This is a genomic window from Streptomyces sp. NPDC002787, from assembly GCF_053592095.1.
This window is the reverse complement of record NZ_JBSFVC010000034.1, coordinates 23,582-38,472: the sequence shown is the minus strand read 5'-3', so window position 1 is coordinate 38,472 and position 14,891 is coordinate 23,582. Positions and strand designations below refer to the sequence as shown.

Annotated in this window: 14 protein-coding genes; 5 read left to right on the top strand and 9 right to left on the bottom strand. The window is 71.0% G+C overall.

Translation table 11 applies throughout. From position 1 onward, the window contains the following. Positions 1-9: 9 nt before the first annotated feature. Positions 10-942 carry a hydroxymethylbilane synthase gene (hemC, locus tag ACWD26_RS36065; RefSeq protein ID WP_451276571.1) on the top strand — a complete coding sequence of 311 codons (933 nt, stop codon included), beginning with the start codon at positions 10-12 and terminating at the stop codon, positions 940-942. On the opposite strand, the gene ACWD26_RS36060 is transcribed toward hemC, so the two are convergent. Genes ACWD26_RS36060 through ACWD26_RS36050 form a run of 3 tightly spaced genes read right to left on the bottom strand, consistent with a single transcriptional unit; the run spans position 920 to position 3,514 of the window. Continuing rightward, the gene (locus ACWD26_RS36060) at positions 920-1,825 is read right to left on the bottom strand and encodes a polysaccharide deacetylase family protein (protein ID WP_451276569.1); all 906 of its coding nucleotides are present in this window, start codon (positions 1,823-1,825) and stop codon (positions 920-922) included. The genes hemC and ACWD26_RS36060 overlap by 23 nt on opposite strands. Positions 1,826-1,884: 59 nt before the next feature. Then, positions 1,885-2,415, bottom strand: a complete 531-nt coding sequence (locus ACWD26_RS36055) for a GNAT family N-acetyltransferase (protein WP_451276567.1) — start codon at positions 2,413-2,415, stop codon at positions 1,885-1,887. A gap of 40 nt (positions 2,416-2,455) precedes the next feature. Then, on the bottom strand, positions 2,456-3,514 hold the full coding sequence (locus tag ACWD26_RS36050) for an enoyl-CoA hydratase/isomerase family protein (protein WP_451276565.1): 1,059 nt from the start codon (positions 3,512-3,514) through the stop codon (positions 2,456-2,458). A 370-nt stretch (positions 3,515-3,884) separates the two neighbouring features. Here ACWD26_RS36050 and ACWD26_RS36045 point away from each other — a divergent pair, with 370 nt between their 5' ends. After that, the gene (locus tag ACWD26_RS36045) at positions 3,885-5,129 is read left to right on the top strand and encodes an activator-dependent family glycosyltransferase (RefSeq protein WP_451276563.1); all 1,245 of its coding nucleotides are present in this window, start codon (positions 3,885-3,887) and stop codon (positions 5,127-5,129) included. A 114-nt stretch (positions 5,130-5,243) separates the two neighbouring features. On the opposite strand, the gene rfbH is transcribed toward ACWD26_RS36045, so the two are convergent. From rfbH to rfbA, 6 genes are read right to left on the bottom strand one after another with little or no spacing between them, the layout of a single operon-like run. Then, positions 5,244-6,563 (bottom strand): lipopolysaccharide biosynthesis protein RfbH, encoded by a 1,320-nt coding sequence (rfbH, locus tag ACWD26_RS36040; protein WP_451276561.1) that lies wholly within the window; start codon positions 6,561-6,563, stop codon positions 5,244-5,246. After that, a complete protein-coding gene (locus ACWD26_RS36035; protein ID WP_451276559.1) occupies positions 6,560-7,711 on the bottom strand; it encodes a DegT/DnrJ/EryC1/StrS aminotransferase family protein in 1,152 nt (383 codons plus the stop codon). Before ACWD26_RS36035 ends, rfbH begins: the two co-directional genes overlap by 4 nt. Continuing rightward, positions 7,708-8,463, bottom strand: coding sequence for a class I SAM-dependent methyltransferase (locus ACWD26_RS36030; protein WP_451276557.1), 756 nt, complete (start codon positions 8,461-8,463; stop codon positions 7,708-7,710). Before ACWD26_RS36030 ends, ACWD26_RS36035 begins: the two co-directional genes overlap by 4 nt. 52 nt (positions 8,464-8,515) lie before the next feature. After that, the gene (locus ACWD26_RS36025; RefSeq protein ID WP_451276555.1) at positions 8,516-9,133 is read right to left on the bottom strand and encodes a dTDP-4-dehydrorhamnose 3,5-epimerase family protein; all 618 of its coding nucleotides are present in this window, start codon (positions 9,131-9,133) and stop codon (positions 8,516-8,518) included. Between the two features lie 2 nt (positions 9,134-9,135). Next, the gene (rfbB, locus tag ACWD26_RS36020) at positions 9,136-10,110 is read right to left on the bottom strand and encodes a dTDP-glucose 4,6-dehydratase (protein WP_451276553.1); all 975 of its coding nucleotides are present in this window, start codon (positions 10,108-10,110) and stop codon (positions 9,136-9,138) included. Then, entirely contained in the window at positions 10,107-11,015 is a 909-nt protein-coding gene (gene rfbA / locus ACWD26_RS36015) for a glucose-1-phosphate thymidylyltransferase RfbA (protein ID WP_451276551.1), read from the bottom strand. Before rfbA ends, rfbB begins: the two co-directional genes overlap by 4 nt. Before the next feature lie 317 nt (positions 11,016-11,332). Here rfbA and ACWD26_RS36010 point away from each other — a divergent pair, with 317 nt between their 5' ends. The 3 genes from ACWD26_RS36010 to ACWD26_RS36000 are packed head-to-tail and all read left to right on the top strand — an operon-like array spanning position 11,333 to position 14,840. After that, positions 11,333-12,523 carry a cytochrome P450 gene (locus ACWD26_RS36010; protein ID WP_451276549.1) on the top strand — a complete coding sequence of 397 codons (1,191 nt, stop codon included), beginning with the start codon at positions 11,333-11,335 and terminating at the stop codon, positions 12,521-12,523. After that, a complete protein-coding gene (locus tag ACWD26_RS36005; RefSeq protein WP_451276547.1) occupies positions 12,517-13,842 on the top strand; it encodes an NDP-hexose 2,3-dehydratase family protein in 1,326 nt (441 codons plus the stop codon). The genes ACWD26_RS36010 and ACWD26_RS36005 overlap by 7 nt, the downstream gene beginning before the upstream one ends. Continuing rightward, a complete protein-coding gene (locus ACWD26_RS36000) occupies positions 13,839-14,840 on the top strand; it encodes a Gfo/Idh/MocA family protein (RefSeq protein WP_451276545.1) in 1,002 nt (333 codons plus the stop codon). The genes ACWD26_RS36005 and ACWD26_RS36000 overlap by 4 nt, the downstream gene beginning before the upstream one ends. Positions 14,841-14,891 lie beyond the last annotated feature (51 nt).

Below are 14,891 nucleotides of genomic sequence, written 5' to 3'. Positions count from 1 at the left end.
CGTTCCTCCATGTCGCAGGACCTGATTCGTATCGTCTCCCGGGACTCGCCCATGGCTCTCGCCCAGGTGGAGCGTGTCCGTGCCGAACTCGCCGTGCTCCACCCAGGGCTTCGTACCGAAGTGGTCCCGGTGAAGACGACCGGTGACAAGTGGATGGGTGATCTGTCCAAGGTCGAGGGCAAGGGGGCGTTCACCAAGGAGGTCGACGCCGCGCTCGTCGCGGGCGAGGCGGATCTCGCCGTTCACTGTGTGAAGGACATCCCTGCCGACCGGCCTCTCCCGGCCGGCACGATGTTCGCCGCGTTCCTCAAGCGCGACGACATCCGTGACGCCCTGGTGGACCCCGCCGGACGCACCCTGGACGAGCTGCCCGCGGGCACCCGTGTCGGCACCTCCTCCGTACGCCGCACCGCGCAACTCGCCGCGTCGCACCCGCATCTGGACTGTGTGCCGTTCCGCGGCAACGCCAACCGCCGGCTGGAGAAGCTCGCCGCCGGTGAGGCGGACGCCCTGCTCCTGGCGGTCTCCGGCCTGGAGCGGATCGGCCGCGCGGACGTGATCAGCGAGATCCTGTCCGTCGACACGATGATGCCGCCGATCGGTGCGGGCGTCCTGGCGCTCCAGTGCCGGGAGGACGACATGGAGACCATCGACACGGTCAGCGGCCTCGGGGATCCGGACACCCACCGGGAGACTCTCGCCGAGCGGATGTTCCTGCATGTCCTGCAGGGCCACTGCAACAGCCCCATCGCCGGCTTCGCCCGTACGGAGCGCAATGGCGAACTCTCCCTGCGGGCCTCCGTGTTCACCCCGGACGGCAAGACCGTCCTCAACGCCCACGAATGGGCGGGCCGACTGGACCCGGCGACCCTCGGCACCTCCGTCGCGGTCGCCCTCCTCCGCCAGGGCGCACGCGACCTCATCGACGGCATCCCCCACTGACCCGGGTCCAGGCCTCCTGGACCGCCCGGTAGTCGATCACGACGATGCCCTCCCGGGTGAGGGTTTCCCGGGCCTGCGGTGAGATGAGGAACTCGTGGTCCGTTCGGCGGACGCACGGGCCGCTGTCAGCGGCCCGTGCGTCCCGGTCCCCGAGACCGGGGTGCACGGCCCATTCGGTCAGTCCGGGCGGCAGTTCGCGCAGCAGTTGCCGGTAGCGGTCCGCCTTGCCTTCGGTGTCGAGGGAGAAGCTGTCCAGGAAGTCGTGGTCGACGACCGGCAGCCCCCGCCGCCGCATCGCCCGCCGTCCGGGTTCCAGCCAGACCCGCACGGCGAGGCCGTACTCGGCGGCGAGCTCCACCGTCAGGTCGAGGATGTCGTCCCGTCCCCCGTCGGCCAGGCAGTGGAAGTCCAGGTGGGTCGGCGCGAGCCCCGTGTCGGCGACCGTGTCGATCTGTGCGCGGAACTCCGTCTCCACCTCGTCGAGCCGGGCCCGCCCGAGGAGGGTGGCCCGTCCGGCGGGCGTCGGCACGAACAGTTCTCCCGTCTCGTCCAGCAGCGAGGGCACCTTCTCCCTGGCGGTCAGCGGTCCCCAACGGTCCCGGGCCGTGTCGCGGACCAGGGTGAGGTGAATCCCGAACGGGATCGCGGGCCTGCGGGCGAGGAGTCGCATCGCGTCCGTCGCCGCCGGGCACGGGACCATCAGGCTGCACGAAGCGGCGATGCCCTGCTCGATCGACTCCACCACCGCCGCGTTGACCGACGGAGACATCCCGAAGTCGTCGCAGTTGACGATCAGCAGGCGGGCGTCCGGTGGATGGCCCAGCCATTCGCTCGACTTCACCGACGGTGTGGTGGCCACAGGGGTGGCAGCGTCTCCGTCCATTCCGGCAGTCTGCGCCCCGGACGCGGTATCGGCACGGCGTTTTCCGTGAGGCCGAGGCGTCAGTCGATCCGGCGGGCGAGTACCTGGCCGGGCCAGGTGTCGGAGAGGAAGGAGTCGGTGGGGGTGAAGCCGTTGCGCTCGTAGAAGGCCACGAGTCGGCCTCCGCCGCCCGCCCAGCAGTCGACGCGCAGGAGGTGCACGCCCGCGCGTCGCGTCTCCTCGGCGGCATGGGTCAGCAGTGCGGCGCCGATGCCCAGGCCGGCGTGGCGGCGGTCGGAGACCAGGAGCCGGACGTACCGCTCGGGTTCCCCCGCCGGCGGGATCGGCATCTGCGGGCTGGGTCCGGAGTCCAGTACGAGCGCTCCGACGGGTGTGCCGTCCAGCTCCGCGATGTAGGGGGTGTTCTCGGTCGTGTACCGCTCGACGCGCGCCGGCCCGTCGGGCCGTTGCGAGTACGGGAGGGTGCCCCACTGCTCCGTGTTGCCGCGCTCGTTCATCCAGGCCACCGCCGAGTCGAGCATGGCGAGGATGGCGGGCGCGTCGGCCGGGCCGCCTGGTCGGATGCGTATGCCGTGGGAGTTGTCGATCATGGCGGCAGCCTAGTACCGGCTCGTGCCGCGCACACCCGGGTCACATGTCGGGGCCGGTGAGGCGCAGTTCGCGGTCGCCGAGGGGCGCGAAGTGGCGTTCCACATCCGTGTCGGTGACGTCGGCGAGGGTGGGCGGGGACCAGCGCGGGGCGCGGTCCTTGTCGATGACCTGGGCGCGGATGCCCTCGACCAGGTCGGGGGTGGTGAGGGCGGCGCAGGAGACGCGGTACTCCTGCTCCAGCGCCCGTTCCAGCGAGCCGAGTCGCCGGGCGCGGCGTACGGCGGTCAGAGTGACCTTGACGGCGGTGGGCGACTTGGCCAGCAGCGTCTCCGCGGTCTCCTTCGCCGCCGGGTCGCCGTGGGCGAGCAGCCGCCGGACGATCTCCTCGGCCGTGTCGGCGGTGAAGCAGGAGTCGATCCAGTCCCGCCGTCCGGCCAGCTCCCCCTCGGGCGCGGGCCGGACGTGACGGTCCAGGGCCTCCCGGACGGGCAGGTCGGCCAGGTCGTCGAGGAGGCGCGTGAGCGATGTGGACGGTACGTAGTGGTCGGCGAGGCCGCACAGGAGGGCGTCGCCGGCGCCGATCCGCGCGCCGGTGAGGGCGAGGAGGGTGCCGAGTTCGCCCGGGGCGTGGGCCAGGAGGTGGGTGCCGCCGACGTCCGGTACGAAGCCGATGCCGGTCTCGGGCATGGCGATCATCGACCGCTCGGTGACGACACGGACGCTGCCGTGCGCGGAGACGCCGACGCCGCCGCCCATGACGATCCCGTCCATGACGGCGACGTAGGGCTTGGGGTAGCGGGCGATGCGGGCGTTGAGGTGGTACTCGTCGCGCCAGAACGCGCCCGCGACGGTGCCGTCCCCGTCGCGGGCGTCGTCGTGGACGACACGGATGTCGCCGCCCGCGCACAGGCCGCGCTCCCCCGCGCCGGTGAGGACGACGGTCTCGACGGCCGGGTCGTCTTCCCAGGCGGTCAGTGCCTCGTCGATGCGCCGCACCATGGTGTGGTTGAGGGCGTTGAGGGACTTCGGCCGGTTGAGGGTGATGTGGGCGGCCCGGCCGACGGTGTGCAGCAGGACGGGCTCTTCGCCGCCGGTCATCGGACTGCCTCCGCCGCGAGAGCCGCTGTCAGGCCTCGGGCCACGTTGACGCGCATGATCTCGTTCGTTCCTTCCGGACGTGGCGACCGGCGGCCGCCCGTCATGAGACGGATCCCGCTCCGAGCAGGAGCCAGGTGGGCGCGGCCGCCGGTCGACGCCCCGAGCTTGCCAGCACCCTGAGCGCGTGCCGAGAGCCTACCCATGGCTCCGCTACCCCTGACCGGCGGCCCTGTCGATAGGGGTGCCCACAGTCCCGGCCCCCCGCAACGGCGGGGGCGGGGGCGATAGGGGTTGGCTCGAGGGCTGTGGCGGAGCAGCCTTGCCGACGGGCCGTCGCCCCTTCGTCCGCAGAACGGAAGGATTCCGTCCTATGCGCGTGCTCTTCGCCACCCACGCCGAGAGAACCCACTTCTACAGCATGATCCCGCTCGCCTGGGCACTGCGCACAGCGGGGCACGAGGTGTACGTGGCGTCGCAGCCCGCCCTGACGGAGGACATCACGCGGGCGGGGCTCACCGCCGTGCCGGTCGGCGACGACCACACGTTCCTGCGGCAGTTGGAGCAGGCCGGCGGCACGGCCGACTACTCGGGCGGGTTCGGGCAGGACGGCAGCGTGGAGTCGCCCGCGACGTGGGAGGGGCAGGGGCTGCTGTACCGCGCCTTCATCGACTTCTACATGCGGGGCGTCAACAACGACGCCTTCGTGGACGGGCTGGTCGACTTCGCCCGCCACTTCCGGCCGGACCTGGTCGTCTGGGAGCCGTACACCTTCGCGGGCCCGGTCGCCGCGCGGGCCGTCGGCGCGGCGCACGCGCGGCTGGTGTTCAGCCCGGATCTGCTGCAGCAGATGCGGCAGACGTTCCTGCGGCTGCGCGACCAGGCGCCCGAGGACCAGCGCACCGACCCGCTGGAGCCCTGGCTCGGCCCGCTGCTGGAGCGGTTCGGCGGGGGCGCGTTCGCCGAGGACATGGCGGTGGGGCAGTGGACCCTCGACACGGTTCCGGCGGACGCCCGGTTCCCGCTGGACGTGCACCGGGTCCCCATGCGGTACGTGCCGTACAACGGGCCCGCCACGGTGCCCGGCTGGCTGCACGCGCCGCCGGCCCGGCCCAGGGTGTGTCTCACCAGCGGGACGACCCTGCGCAACCAGGCCGGGCACGACGCGTTCCCCGTAGGCGACCTGCGGATGTTCGACGGCCTGGACATCGAGCTGATCGCCACGCTGAAGCAGGTCCCGGGCGAGGAACAGGCCGTGCCGGCCAACACGCGGCTCGTCGACTTCGTACCGCTGCTGGCGCTCCTGCCGAGTTGCTCGGCGGTCGTCCACTACGGCGGTGGGGGAACGTGGAACACGGCTCTGGGCGCGGGGGTTCCGCAGGTGCTGGTCGCGAACACCTGGTTCGCGCTGCACAAGGGCCGGCATCTGGAGAGGGCCGGAGCGGGGCTGTACGTGTCCGAGCGGCGGGAGCTGCGTGCGGCGTTGGAGCGGCTGCTGGACGATCCGTCGTTCGGCGAGTCCGCGCGCCGGCTGCGGGACGAGCAGATCATGGCCCAGCCGTCGCCGGGCGAACTGGTGCCGGTGCTGGAGAAGTTGACCGCGGATCATCGCCGGTAGGGGATCACCGGACCGCATCCGCCCGCCCCCCTCCGGCCCCGCGTGCGCGGTTTCCACCGACGCACGCGGGGCCTGACGTGTGTCGGTGGCCGACCGGGTGGCCTCGCCTCTCGGTCAGGTGTGGCTCCGCACGAAGTCCCTCACCGAGGAGACGACGTAGGCGATCATCTCGTCGGTCAGCGCGGGGTACACACCGATCCAGAAGGTCTGCTCCGTGATGATGTCGCTGTTGGTCAGGTCGCCGACAACCCGGTGCGGTTGGTCGATGTAGGCCGGCTGGCGTGTCAGGTTGCCGCCGAACAGCCGCCGGGTTCCGATCTTGCGGGCTTCCAGGTGGTCGACCAACTCCGCCCGGGTGAAGGGCGCTTCGGTGTCCACGGTCAGCGCGAACCCGAACCAGCTCGGGTCGCTGCGGTCGGTGGCCCTGGGCAGCAGCAGATGCGGTACACCGTCCAGGCCTTCCCGCAGTCGCCGCCAGTTGACACGGCGGGCCTCACAGAACGCGTCGAGCTTGTCCAGCTGGGTCAGGCCGAGGGCGGCCTGGATGTCGGTCGCCTTCAGGTTGTAGCCGACGTGCGAGAAAATGTACTTGTGGTCGTAGCCGGCGGGCAGGGTGCCCATCTGGTAGTCGAACCGCTTGAGGCACTTGTTGGTCTCGCCCGGCTCGCACCAGCAGTCGCGGCCCCAGTCGCGGAGAGACTCCACGATCCGCGCGAGGGCGAGGTTCGAGGTCAGGACGCATCCGCCCTCCCCCATGGTCAGGTGGTGCGCCGGGTAGAAGCTGACGGTCGCGATGTCGCCGAAGGTGCCGGTCAGCTGTCCGTCGTACGTCGAACCCACCGCGTCGCAGTTGTCCTCGATCAGGAACAGGTCGTGCTCCGCCGCGAGTTGGGCGATCTCGGCGACCTCGTAGGGGTTGCCGAGCGCGTGGGCGATCATGATGGCGCGGGTGCGGGGGCCGATCGCCTCGGCGACGCGTGCGGCTGTCGTGTTGTAGGTGCCGAGTTCGACGTCGACGAAGACGGGCACGAGCCCGTTCTGGAGGATCGGGTTGACCGTGGTGGGGAAGCCCGCGGCGACCGTGATCACCTCGTCTCCCGGTCGCAGCCGGCGTTCCTCCAGCAGATGCGAGGTGAACGCGGTCATGGCGAGGAGGTTCGCGGAGGAGCCGGAGTTCGTCAGATGAGCCTTGCGGTGCCCGAGCCTGCGGGCGAACCGGGATTCGAACTTGCGCGCGCTGGGCCCCGCGGCTATCCGCATCTCCAGGGCGGCTTCGACCAGCGCGGCCCGGTCCCGCTCGTCCAGGACCGCGCCCGCGGGCCATATCTCGGTGGTGCCCGGGACGAAGGGACCCGACTCCCGGGCCTCCATGTGGAACTTGGCCGTCTCGTCGAGGATCAGTTCCTTGTGAGCGTCGCTGCCGTGGGTGTTCATGACGCGCTCCCTCCTCGACGGGCCTCCATGACCTTGCGCAGGGCCGACGTCACCGCCCGCACGTCCGCGTCGTCCAGTGCGGGGTGGAGCGGCAGACACAGCGTGCGCTCGGCGGCCTCCTCGGAGCGCGGCAGCCTCAGGGCTCCGGCCCCGTAGACCGGGACCTTGTGCAGCGGGGGGTAGCGGAACGTCGTGTAGATGCCGGCCGCATACAACTCGCTGGCGACCTCGTCCCGTAGGCCGGGGTCCACCTGCACCCAGTAGAAGTAGTACGTGGAGTGGTGTCCTTCGGGCAGCGGGGGCGGCAGCGACAGACCCGGTACGTCCGCCAGTTCACGGTCGTACAGCGCGGCGATCTCCCGGCGGCGGGCCACGAAGCCGGGCAGGCGGCGCAGTTGTACGGTGCCGACGGCCGCGGTCATGTCGTTGCCGACGACGCGCCGGCCGACTTCGGGGACGTCCAGCTCCCACCAGCGGGACCTCTCCCCGGCCTGGCCGAAGCCGCTCGACCGGGCGAGGCCGTGGTAGGCGAGCCGGCGGGCGCGTGCGGCCTGGTCGGCGTCGCGGACGTACAGCATGCCGCCGTCGCCGCAGACGAGCACCTTCATCGCGTCGAAGCTCCACACGGCCAGGTCGCCGAAGGTGCCGACCGCCTTGCCGTCGATGTGGGACGCCACGGCGCAGGCGGCGTCCTCGATCAGGGGGATGCCGCGCTCGCGGCAGTGGTCGGCGATCGCCGCGACGTCTCCCGGGTAGCCGCCGTAGTGGAGCACCATGACGGCCTTCGTGCGGGGCGTGAGGGCGCGGTCGATGTCGTCCACGGTGGGGTTGAGGGTGCGCGGGTCGACCTCGCAGAAGACCGGGCGGGCGCCGTGGGCCGCGACGGCGTTCGCGGCGGCGACGAAGCTGAGGGACGGCAGGACGACCTCGTCGCCCTCGCCGAGCCCGAGCAGTTCCGTGGCCAGGAACAGTCCGGCCGTGGCGCAGTTGACGAAGACGAGGCGGTCCGCCTCCACCCCGAGATGTTCGGCGAACTTCTCCTCGAACACCTTGGTGCGCGGTCCGTGGCCGATCCAGTTGCTCTCGAACACCTCGGCGACCGCGGCGACTTCCTCCTCGCCCAGCGTGGGCTGGAACACCTGGATCACGACGCCCTCCGGGGGGAGACACCGACGAAGAGCCCGCGGCCGTTCGGGCCGCCCTCCAGGTACTCCACGGTGAGACCGGCGCCCCGGAACGCGGCCTCGTACTCGTCGGCGCCGAAGAGCGAGAGGATCTCGTGCGAGGTGAACTCGCTGATCCCGGTGGCGCTGTCGGCGACGGTGTAGCGCACCGTCATACGGGTGGCGTCGCCGTCGCGGACGGAGTGGGAGAGCCTGCTGACGACCCGGCCCTCCTCCTGTGCGACGGCTCCCGTGACGAAGCCGTCCAGGAACTTCTCGGGGAACCACCAGGGTTCGAGGACCAGCACGCCTCCGGGCTCGAGGTGACGCGCCATGCGCTCGAGGGCCTGGCCCAGTTCGTCGACGTTCGCCATGTAGGCCGCCGAGAAGCACAGACATGTGACGGCGGAGTAGGTGCGGCCGAGGTCGAAGGTACGCATGTCGCCGTGGTGGACCGTGGTGTCGGGCAGCCGGTGCTGGGCGATCCGTCGCATGCCGTCGGAGAGTTCCACTCCCGCGACGTGCCGGAAGCGGCTGCCGAAGCTCTCCAGGTGCTTGCCGGTGCCGCAGGCGACGTCGAGGAGCGAGTCCGCCCCCGGGTGGCGCGCGGTGACGAGTGCGGAGATCGCCTCCGCCTCCGAGGCCCAGTCCCTGCTGCGGGCGGAGTGGATGAGGTCGTAGACGTCGGCGTGTTCGTCGCTGTAGGCCGTGACCGGTCGGGGGGTGGCGGAGGTCAAGGGGAATGCCTTCCTTCGTGGGGTGGGCGCGCCGGGCGCACCGGGCGGTCGGTCACACGGGGTGGGTCGCGGGCCCGAAGCCCTTCTCGATGTCGAGGCAGTGCGCGTAGGCGGGCAGCAGACCGAGGGCGTGTGCCTCGGCGACGGTGGGGGCCTCCCGGTCGCGGGCGGAGACGACGAGTTCGCCGTCCTCTCCGAGGGGCAGCCCGAGGGCGGGGTCCAGTGCCGACACGGCGAGCTCGTGGTCGGCCACGTACTCGCCGGAGTGGAGGTAGGCCATGACGGTGTCGTCGCGCAGGGCGCGAAAGGCGTGGCCCACGCCGACGGGGAAGTACACGGCGGTCGGTCTGCGGGCGTCGATCGTCACCGCGTCCCAGGCCATGAAGGTGGGGGATCCCACGCGCAGGTCCACCACCATGTCCAGGGCCTCGCCGTGGGCGCAGTACACGTACTTGGCGGTGCCGGGCGGGGTGAGGGTGTAGTGCACGCCCCTGAGCACGTGCCGTCGGGAGGTGCTGCAGCTCGCCTGCCGCACGGCGGGAAGCGGGTGGCCGACGGCGGTGGCGAAGACGGACTCCTGGAAGGGGGCGGTGAACCCGCCGCGCTCGTCCGGGAACGTGGTGGGGACGAACGCGAAGGCGCCGTGCACCTTCAGTGCGCGATGGTCCATGGTCAGCCCTCCGTGGGGGTGACTCGGTCCCACCAGGACGGGTGCCGGCGGTACCAGTCGACGGTCCGCGCGAGGCCGGCTTCGAAGTCGTGCCGCGGCCGGTGGCCGCACTCCGCGCGCAGCTTGTCGTCGCGGATCGCGTAACGGAGGTCGTGGCCCTTGCGGTCGGGCACGTGCCGTACGGCGCTCCAGTCGCGCCCGCAGGCGGTCAGCAGCCGGCCGGTCAGCTCGCGGTTGGTCAGCTCGGTGCCGCCGCCGATGTTGTAGATCTCGCCGGGCCGCCCCTTCAGCCGGACGGCTTCCACGCCTCGGCAGTGGTCCTCGACGTGCAGCCAGTCGCGTACGTTGCGTCCGTCGCCGTACAGCGGCACCTGACGGCCGGTGAGCAGCCGCGTCACGAACAGCGGGATGACTTTCTCGGGGTGCTGCCGGGGACCGTAGTTGTTGCTGCACCGGGTGACCAGGACGTCCAGGCCGTGGGTGCGGTGGAAGGACAGGGCGAGGAGGTCGGAGGCGGCTTTGGAGGCGGCGTAGGGCGAGTTGGGGTCGAGGGGGTCGGCCTCGGACCTCGCGCCGGTCTCGACGGAGCCGTACACCTCGTCGGTGGAGACGTGCACGAAGCGTTCCACTCCGTGGCGCAGCGCCTGGTCGAGCAGGGTCTGGGTGCCGACGACGTTGGTGCGTACGAAAGCGTGGGCGCTCTCGATGGACCGGTCCACATGGGACTCGGCCGCGAAGTGCACCACCTGGTCCGCGCCGGCCATGGCGTCGGCGACGGTGTCGGGGTCGCAGATGTCGCCGTGCACGAAGGTCAGCCGGGGGTCGGTGAGGTCGAGGTTGTCCAGCCGGCCGGCGTAGGTGAGCTTGTCCAGCACCGTCACCCGGGAGACGTCGAGGGTATCCGTGGCGCCGTTCAGCAGCATCCGTGTGTAGGTGGAGCCGATGAAACCGGCGCCGCCCGTGATCAGGAGGTTCACAGCTCCTCCGGGATGGTCGGGGGCCAGGCGTCGGGGGTGTGGGCTCGGGCGCGTTCCATCACGTACCGGCCGTAGGGGGACTGTCGCATCGCGGCGCCCAGACGGTGGCAGTCGTCCGGCCCGATGAGGCCCAGGTACAGGGCGATCTCCTCGACGCAGCCGATCCGTACGCCCTGGCGTCGCTGGACGTCACGGACGAACTGGGCGGCCTCCAGCAGGGTTTCGTGGGTGCCGGTGTCCAGCCAGGTGACGCCTCGGCCGAGCCAGACGAGGTCGGCCCGGTCCCGTTCCATGTAGGCGCGCAGGACGTCGGTGATCTCCAGCTCGCCCCGGGCGGACGGGGTGAGGCCCTTGGCGATGTCCACCACCTCGTCGTCGAAGAAGTAGAGGCCGGGGATCGCGAGGGGGGAGCGGGGGCGGGCGGGTTTCTCCTCGATGGACACGAGCCGGCCCCGGGCGTCGACCTCGGCGACGCCGTAGCGTTCCGCGTCGGCGACCTGGTGGCCGAAGAGCACGCAGCCGCGCAGCCGCTTCGCGCTCCGGCGCAGCAGGGCGGGCAGGTTCGCGCCGTGGAACAGGTTGTCGCCCAGGATCAGGGCGCAGTCGCCGCCGGTGATGTGGTCGGCGCCGACGAGCAGGGCGTCGGCGATGCCGCGCGGCTCGTCCTGGACGGCGTAGTCGATGGTCATGCCCAGGTGGCGGCCGTCGCCGAGCAGTGTGCGGAACAGTTCGAGTTCCGCGGGGCGGGTGACGACGAGGACGTCCGTGATGCCGGTGAGCATGAGGATGGAGAGCGGGTAATAGATCATCGGCTTGTCGTAGACCGGCACCAGCTGTTTGGATCCGACGGCCGTCAGGGGCAATAGCCGTGTTCCGTTCCCGCCCGCGAGGACAATACCTTTCATGGCGCTCCGTACACCGGTCGGGAAATCAAATCCTTCACTCCCTCTTCGACAACGGACACGCACCACGGAGGTGCGCCGGGCGTACCAGGGGACATGCAAAGGGAATGTTCTCCAGTCGGGGCGGACAAGGGAAGAGCCCAGGGGATTCAGCGCCCCTTAAAAAATCGGACTTCCCCCTTACCCGCACCCCTATTCCATGGTTTCCGCCCACCTCTGCACCCCTACAAATTCCCGGGTGCCGATCCCGGGCACCTGGCACCGTATAGCCTCGCAGCGCATTCACTGCGCCCGCTTCGCAAATGACAGGGAGTCAGGCAATGGACGTAGCTGAAAATATCCACAGGTTCCCGATGGGCAAACCGGTGGGCTTCACATATCCTCCCTGCTATCGCGAGATCCAGGAAAAGGAGCCGCTGGCCCGTATACGTATGGCGTACGGCATGGAGGCACGGCTGATCACCCGGCACGCGGACGTCAAGACCGTGCTGTCCGACCCCCGGTTCAGCCGGGCGGCGACGGTGGGCGCTGACGTTCCCCGGCCGACGCCGGTGCTGCTGCACGACACGTCGATCCTCAGCCTGGACCCGCCCGAGCACACCCGGCTGCGGAAGCTGGTCGCGCAGGCGTTCACGATGCGCGGCGTCGAGGCGATGCGGCCGCGTGTCGAGAAGGCCGTGGCCGCGCTGCTCGACGCCATCGAGGAGCAGGGGCCGCCCGCCGACCTGGTGACCGCGCTGGCCCGGCCGCTCCCCCTCACCGTCATCTGCGACATGCTCGGCGTGCCCGACGACCGGAGCGACACCTTCCGCGGGCTGGCCCACACCATGTTCACCGGCAACGAGCAGGGCGAGGTGGAGTCGGCGGTCGGCGAGATGGTGGCCCTGGTCTCCTCGCTGGTCGCCGAGCGTCGGCGGAGCCCATCCGACGATCTGCTCGGCAGGCTGGTCCTGGCCCGTGACCACGACGACCGGCTCAGCGAGGAGGAACTCGTCAGCCTCGCCCTCGCCCTGCTGGTGGGCGGCTTCGAGAACACCGCCCACGAGATCGCCAACTTCGCGGCGCTGGTGCTGCGCAGCCCCGACCACCTCGCGGAGCTGCGCGCCACGCCCGGTCTCGTGCCGTCGGCGGTCGAGGAGATGCTGCGCGTCGCGCCCCTGTCGGTCACCGGCGGGTTCGTGCGGATCGCGGTCGACGACGTCGAGCTCAGCGCCGGGACCATCCGCAAGGGCGAGGCCGTGGTGATCGACACCCAGGCCGCCAACCTCGATCCGGCCGTCTTCGACGACCCGACCGAGATGGACTTCCACCGCTCACCGAACCCGCATCTCATCTTCGGGCACGGCGCCCACCGCTGCATCGGCGCCGAACTCGCGCGCCTGGAACTCCAGGTCGCCCTGGGGTCGTTGCTCCAGCGCTTCCCCCGCCTCGCGCTCGCGATCCCGGCGGAGGACATCCCGTTCGCCGGGGGTGTCCTGCGCGGCCCCGCCTGTCTGCCCGTCACATGGTGAACCGGACGCGGACGGAGGCGAACGGACCGCGCACGGACACGGACTTCGCCACCTGGTTCGCGGAGCGGGCCCGGGTCAACGACCAGCGAGTCGAGACGATCCCGTTCTCGGCGCTGTCGGGCTGGGACTTCGACGCGGCCACCGGCGATCTGCGGCACCACACCGGCCGGTTCTTCAGTGTGCGAGGGCTTCGCGTACGGCCCGCCGGGCCCGGAGGGCCGCCCGAGTGGTCGCAGCCCATCATCGACCAGCCGGAGATCGGCGTCCTCGGCATTCTCGCCAGAACGTTCGACGGGGTCCGGCACTTCCTGCTGCAGGCGAAGGCGGAGCCCGGCAACGTCAACGGCGTCCAGCTCTCCCCCACCGTGCAGGCGACCCGCAGCAACTACACGCGGGTGCACCGGGGCGGGTCCGTCCGCTATCTGGAGTACTTCACCGAACGCCGGGGCCGGGTGCTGGTCGACGTCCTGCAGTCCGAGCAGGGTTCCTGGTTCCTGCGCAAGCGGAACCGCAACATGATCGTCGAGGCCGACGACGACGTACCGGTCCACGACGACTTCCGCTGGCTCACCCTCGGCGAGATCAGAGCCCTGCTCCACCGGGACAACCTCGTCAACATGGACACCCGTACGGTCCTGTCCTGTCTGCCTCCGCAGAAGCCGGCGGGGGCGGAGCGCGGCGCGCTTCACTCGATGACCGAGGTGTCCAGCTGGTTCACCGAGGCCAAGACACGGTGCGAGCTGACGGCCGAGGTCGTCCCGCTCACCGGTGTCACCGGCTGGCGCCGGACACCGACGGAGATCGCACACGACGAGGGCGGGCGCTTCCGCATCATCGCCGTGGACGTCACCGCCCCGCACCGCGAGGTGCCGTCGTGGACCCAGCCGATGCTGGCTCCCTGCGCGCGGGGCCTGGCGGCTCTGCTGTACCGCACGATCGGTGACGTCCCGCACTTCCTGGTCCAGGCACAGGTGCAGGAAGGATGCCTGGACAAGCTGGAGATCGGACCGACCGTGACTTGCGTCCCGGACGAGCAGGCCGGTCTGCCGCCGGGCGGGCGCCCGCCGTTTCTCGACGTGTTCGATTCCCTCTCCCCCGACCGGATCCGTTACGACCGCGTCCAGTCCGAGGAGGGCGGCCGTTTCTTCGCGGCACAGAACCGGTATGTGATCGCGGAGCTGGACGAGGACTTCCCGACGGAGGTGCCGTCCCGGTTCTGCTGGGTCACGCTGGGCCAGCTGAAGGAGCTGCTGCGGCACAGCCACTACGTCAACATCGAGGCGCGCACCCTCGTCGCCTGTGCGGAGGCCCTCGGATGAGCGACCCGGCCGGAAACGGCCCCGAGGGCACGGTCCGGATCGGTCTCCTCGGCTGCGCGGACATCGCCTGGCGGCGGACACTGCCCGCGATAGCGGCGGAGCCGAGGACGCGGCTGGTCGCGGTGGCCAGCCGGGACGGGGCGAAGGCGCGCCGGTTCACCGACCGTTTCGGCGGTGAACCGGTCGAGGGGTACGAGCGGCTGCTCGACCGTACCGACCTCGACGCCGTCTACATTCCCCTGCCCACCGGGCTGCACGCCCGGTGGGCGGTCCGGGCGCTGCGCTCCGGGCTGCACGTCCTGGTGGAGAAGCCGCTCGCGACCACGCGTGCCGAGGCGGCCGGCATGCTCGACACCGCCCGTGCGGCCGGCCTGTGGCTGATGGAGAACTTCATGTTCCTCCACCACGGTCAGCACGACGAGGTACGGCGGCTCGTCGCGGCGGGCGAGATCGGCGAACTCCGTTCCTTCAGCAGCGCGTTCGGGATTCCCCCGCTGCCCGCCGACGATGTCCGCCACCGGACCGATCTCGGCGGGGGCTCCCTGCTCGACGTCGGCGTGTACCCGCTGCGGGCGGCTCGGCTGATGCTCGGTCCCGGACTCGACCCGGTCGGCGCGGTGTTGCGCGTGGACCCCGCGCTCGGTGTGGACGTGGCGGGCCATGTGCTGCTGACCACCCCGGCCGGGGTGACCGCCGAGCTGTCCTTCGGGTTCGAGCACGCCTACCGCTGCTCGTACGCGCTCTGGGGCGGCAGCGGCCGGATCGTCCTCGACCGGGCCTTCACCCCGCCGCCGACGCTGCGGCCCGTGGTCCGGCTGGAGAAGCAGGATCTGGTGCGGGAGATCACGCTGCCGGCCGACGACCAGTACGGGGCCGTCGTACGGAGTTTCGCGGCGGCCGTGCTCGACGGGGTGCGGCCGAGGGACGGGGAGGAGGATCTGCTCGGCATGGCGGAGCTGCTCGACCGGGTTCGGGCGTGTGCGCGGGAGGTTCGCTGAACCCTTGAGCTGAACTCTTGAGACGCCGCACGGCCTTTACGGCCGACGACC

Coding starts and splice junctions, on each gene's coding strand:
- hemC (WP_451276571.1), top strand. CDS start 10: ATGTCGCAGGACCTGATTCGTATCGTCTCCCGGGACTCGCCCATGGCT.
- ACWD26_RS36060 (WP_451276569.1), bottom strand. CDS start 1,825: ATGGACGGAGACGCTGCCACCCCTGTGGCCACCACACCGTCGGTGAAG.
- ACWD26_RS36055 (WP_451276567.1), bottom strand. CDS start 2,415: ATGATCGACAACTCCCACGGCATACGCATCCGACCAGGCGGCCCGGCC.
- ACWD26_RS36050 (WP_451276565.1), bottom strand. CDS start 3,514: ATGACCGGCGGCGAAGAGCCCGTCCTGCTGCACACCGTCGGCCGGGCC.
- ACWD26_RS36045 (WP_451276563.1), top strand. CDS start 3,885: ATGCGCGTGCTCTTCGCCACCCACGCCGAGAGAACCCACTTCTACAGC.
- rfbH (WP_451276561.1), bottom strand. CDS start 6,563: ATGAACACCCACGGCAGCGACGCTCACAAGGAACTGATCCTCGACGAG.
- ACWD26_RS36025 (WP_451276555.1), bottom strand. CDS start 9,133: ATGGACCATCGCGCACTGAAGGTGCACGGCGCCTTCGCGTTCGTCCCC.
- rfbA (WP_451276551.1), bottom strand. CDS start 11,015: ATGAAAGGTATTGTCCTCGCGGGCGGGAACGGAACACGGCTATTGCCC.
- ACWD26_RS36010 (WP_451276549.1), top strand. CDS start 11,333: ATGGACGTAGCTGAAAATATCCACAGGTTCCCGATGGGCAAACCGGTG.
- ACWD26_RS36005 (WP_451276547.1), top strand. CDS start 12,517: ATGGTGAACCGGACGCGGACGGAGGCGAACGGACCGCGCACGGACACG.
- ACWD26_RS36000 (WP_451276545.1), top strand. CDS start 13,839: ATGAGCGACCCGGCCGGAAACGGCCCCGAGGGCACGGTCCGGATCGGT.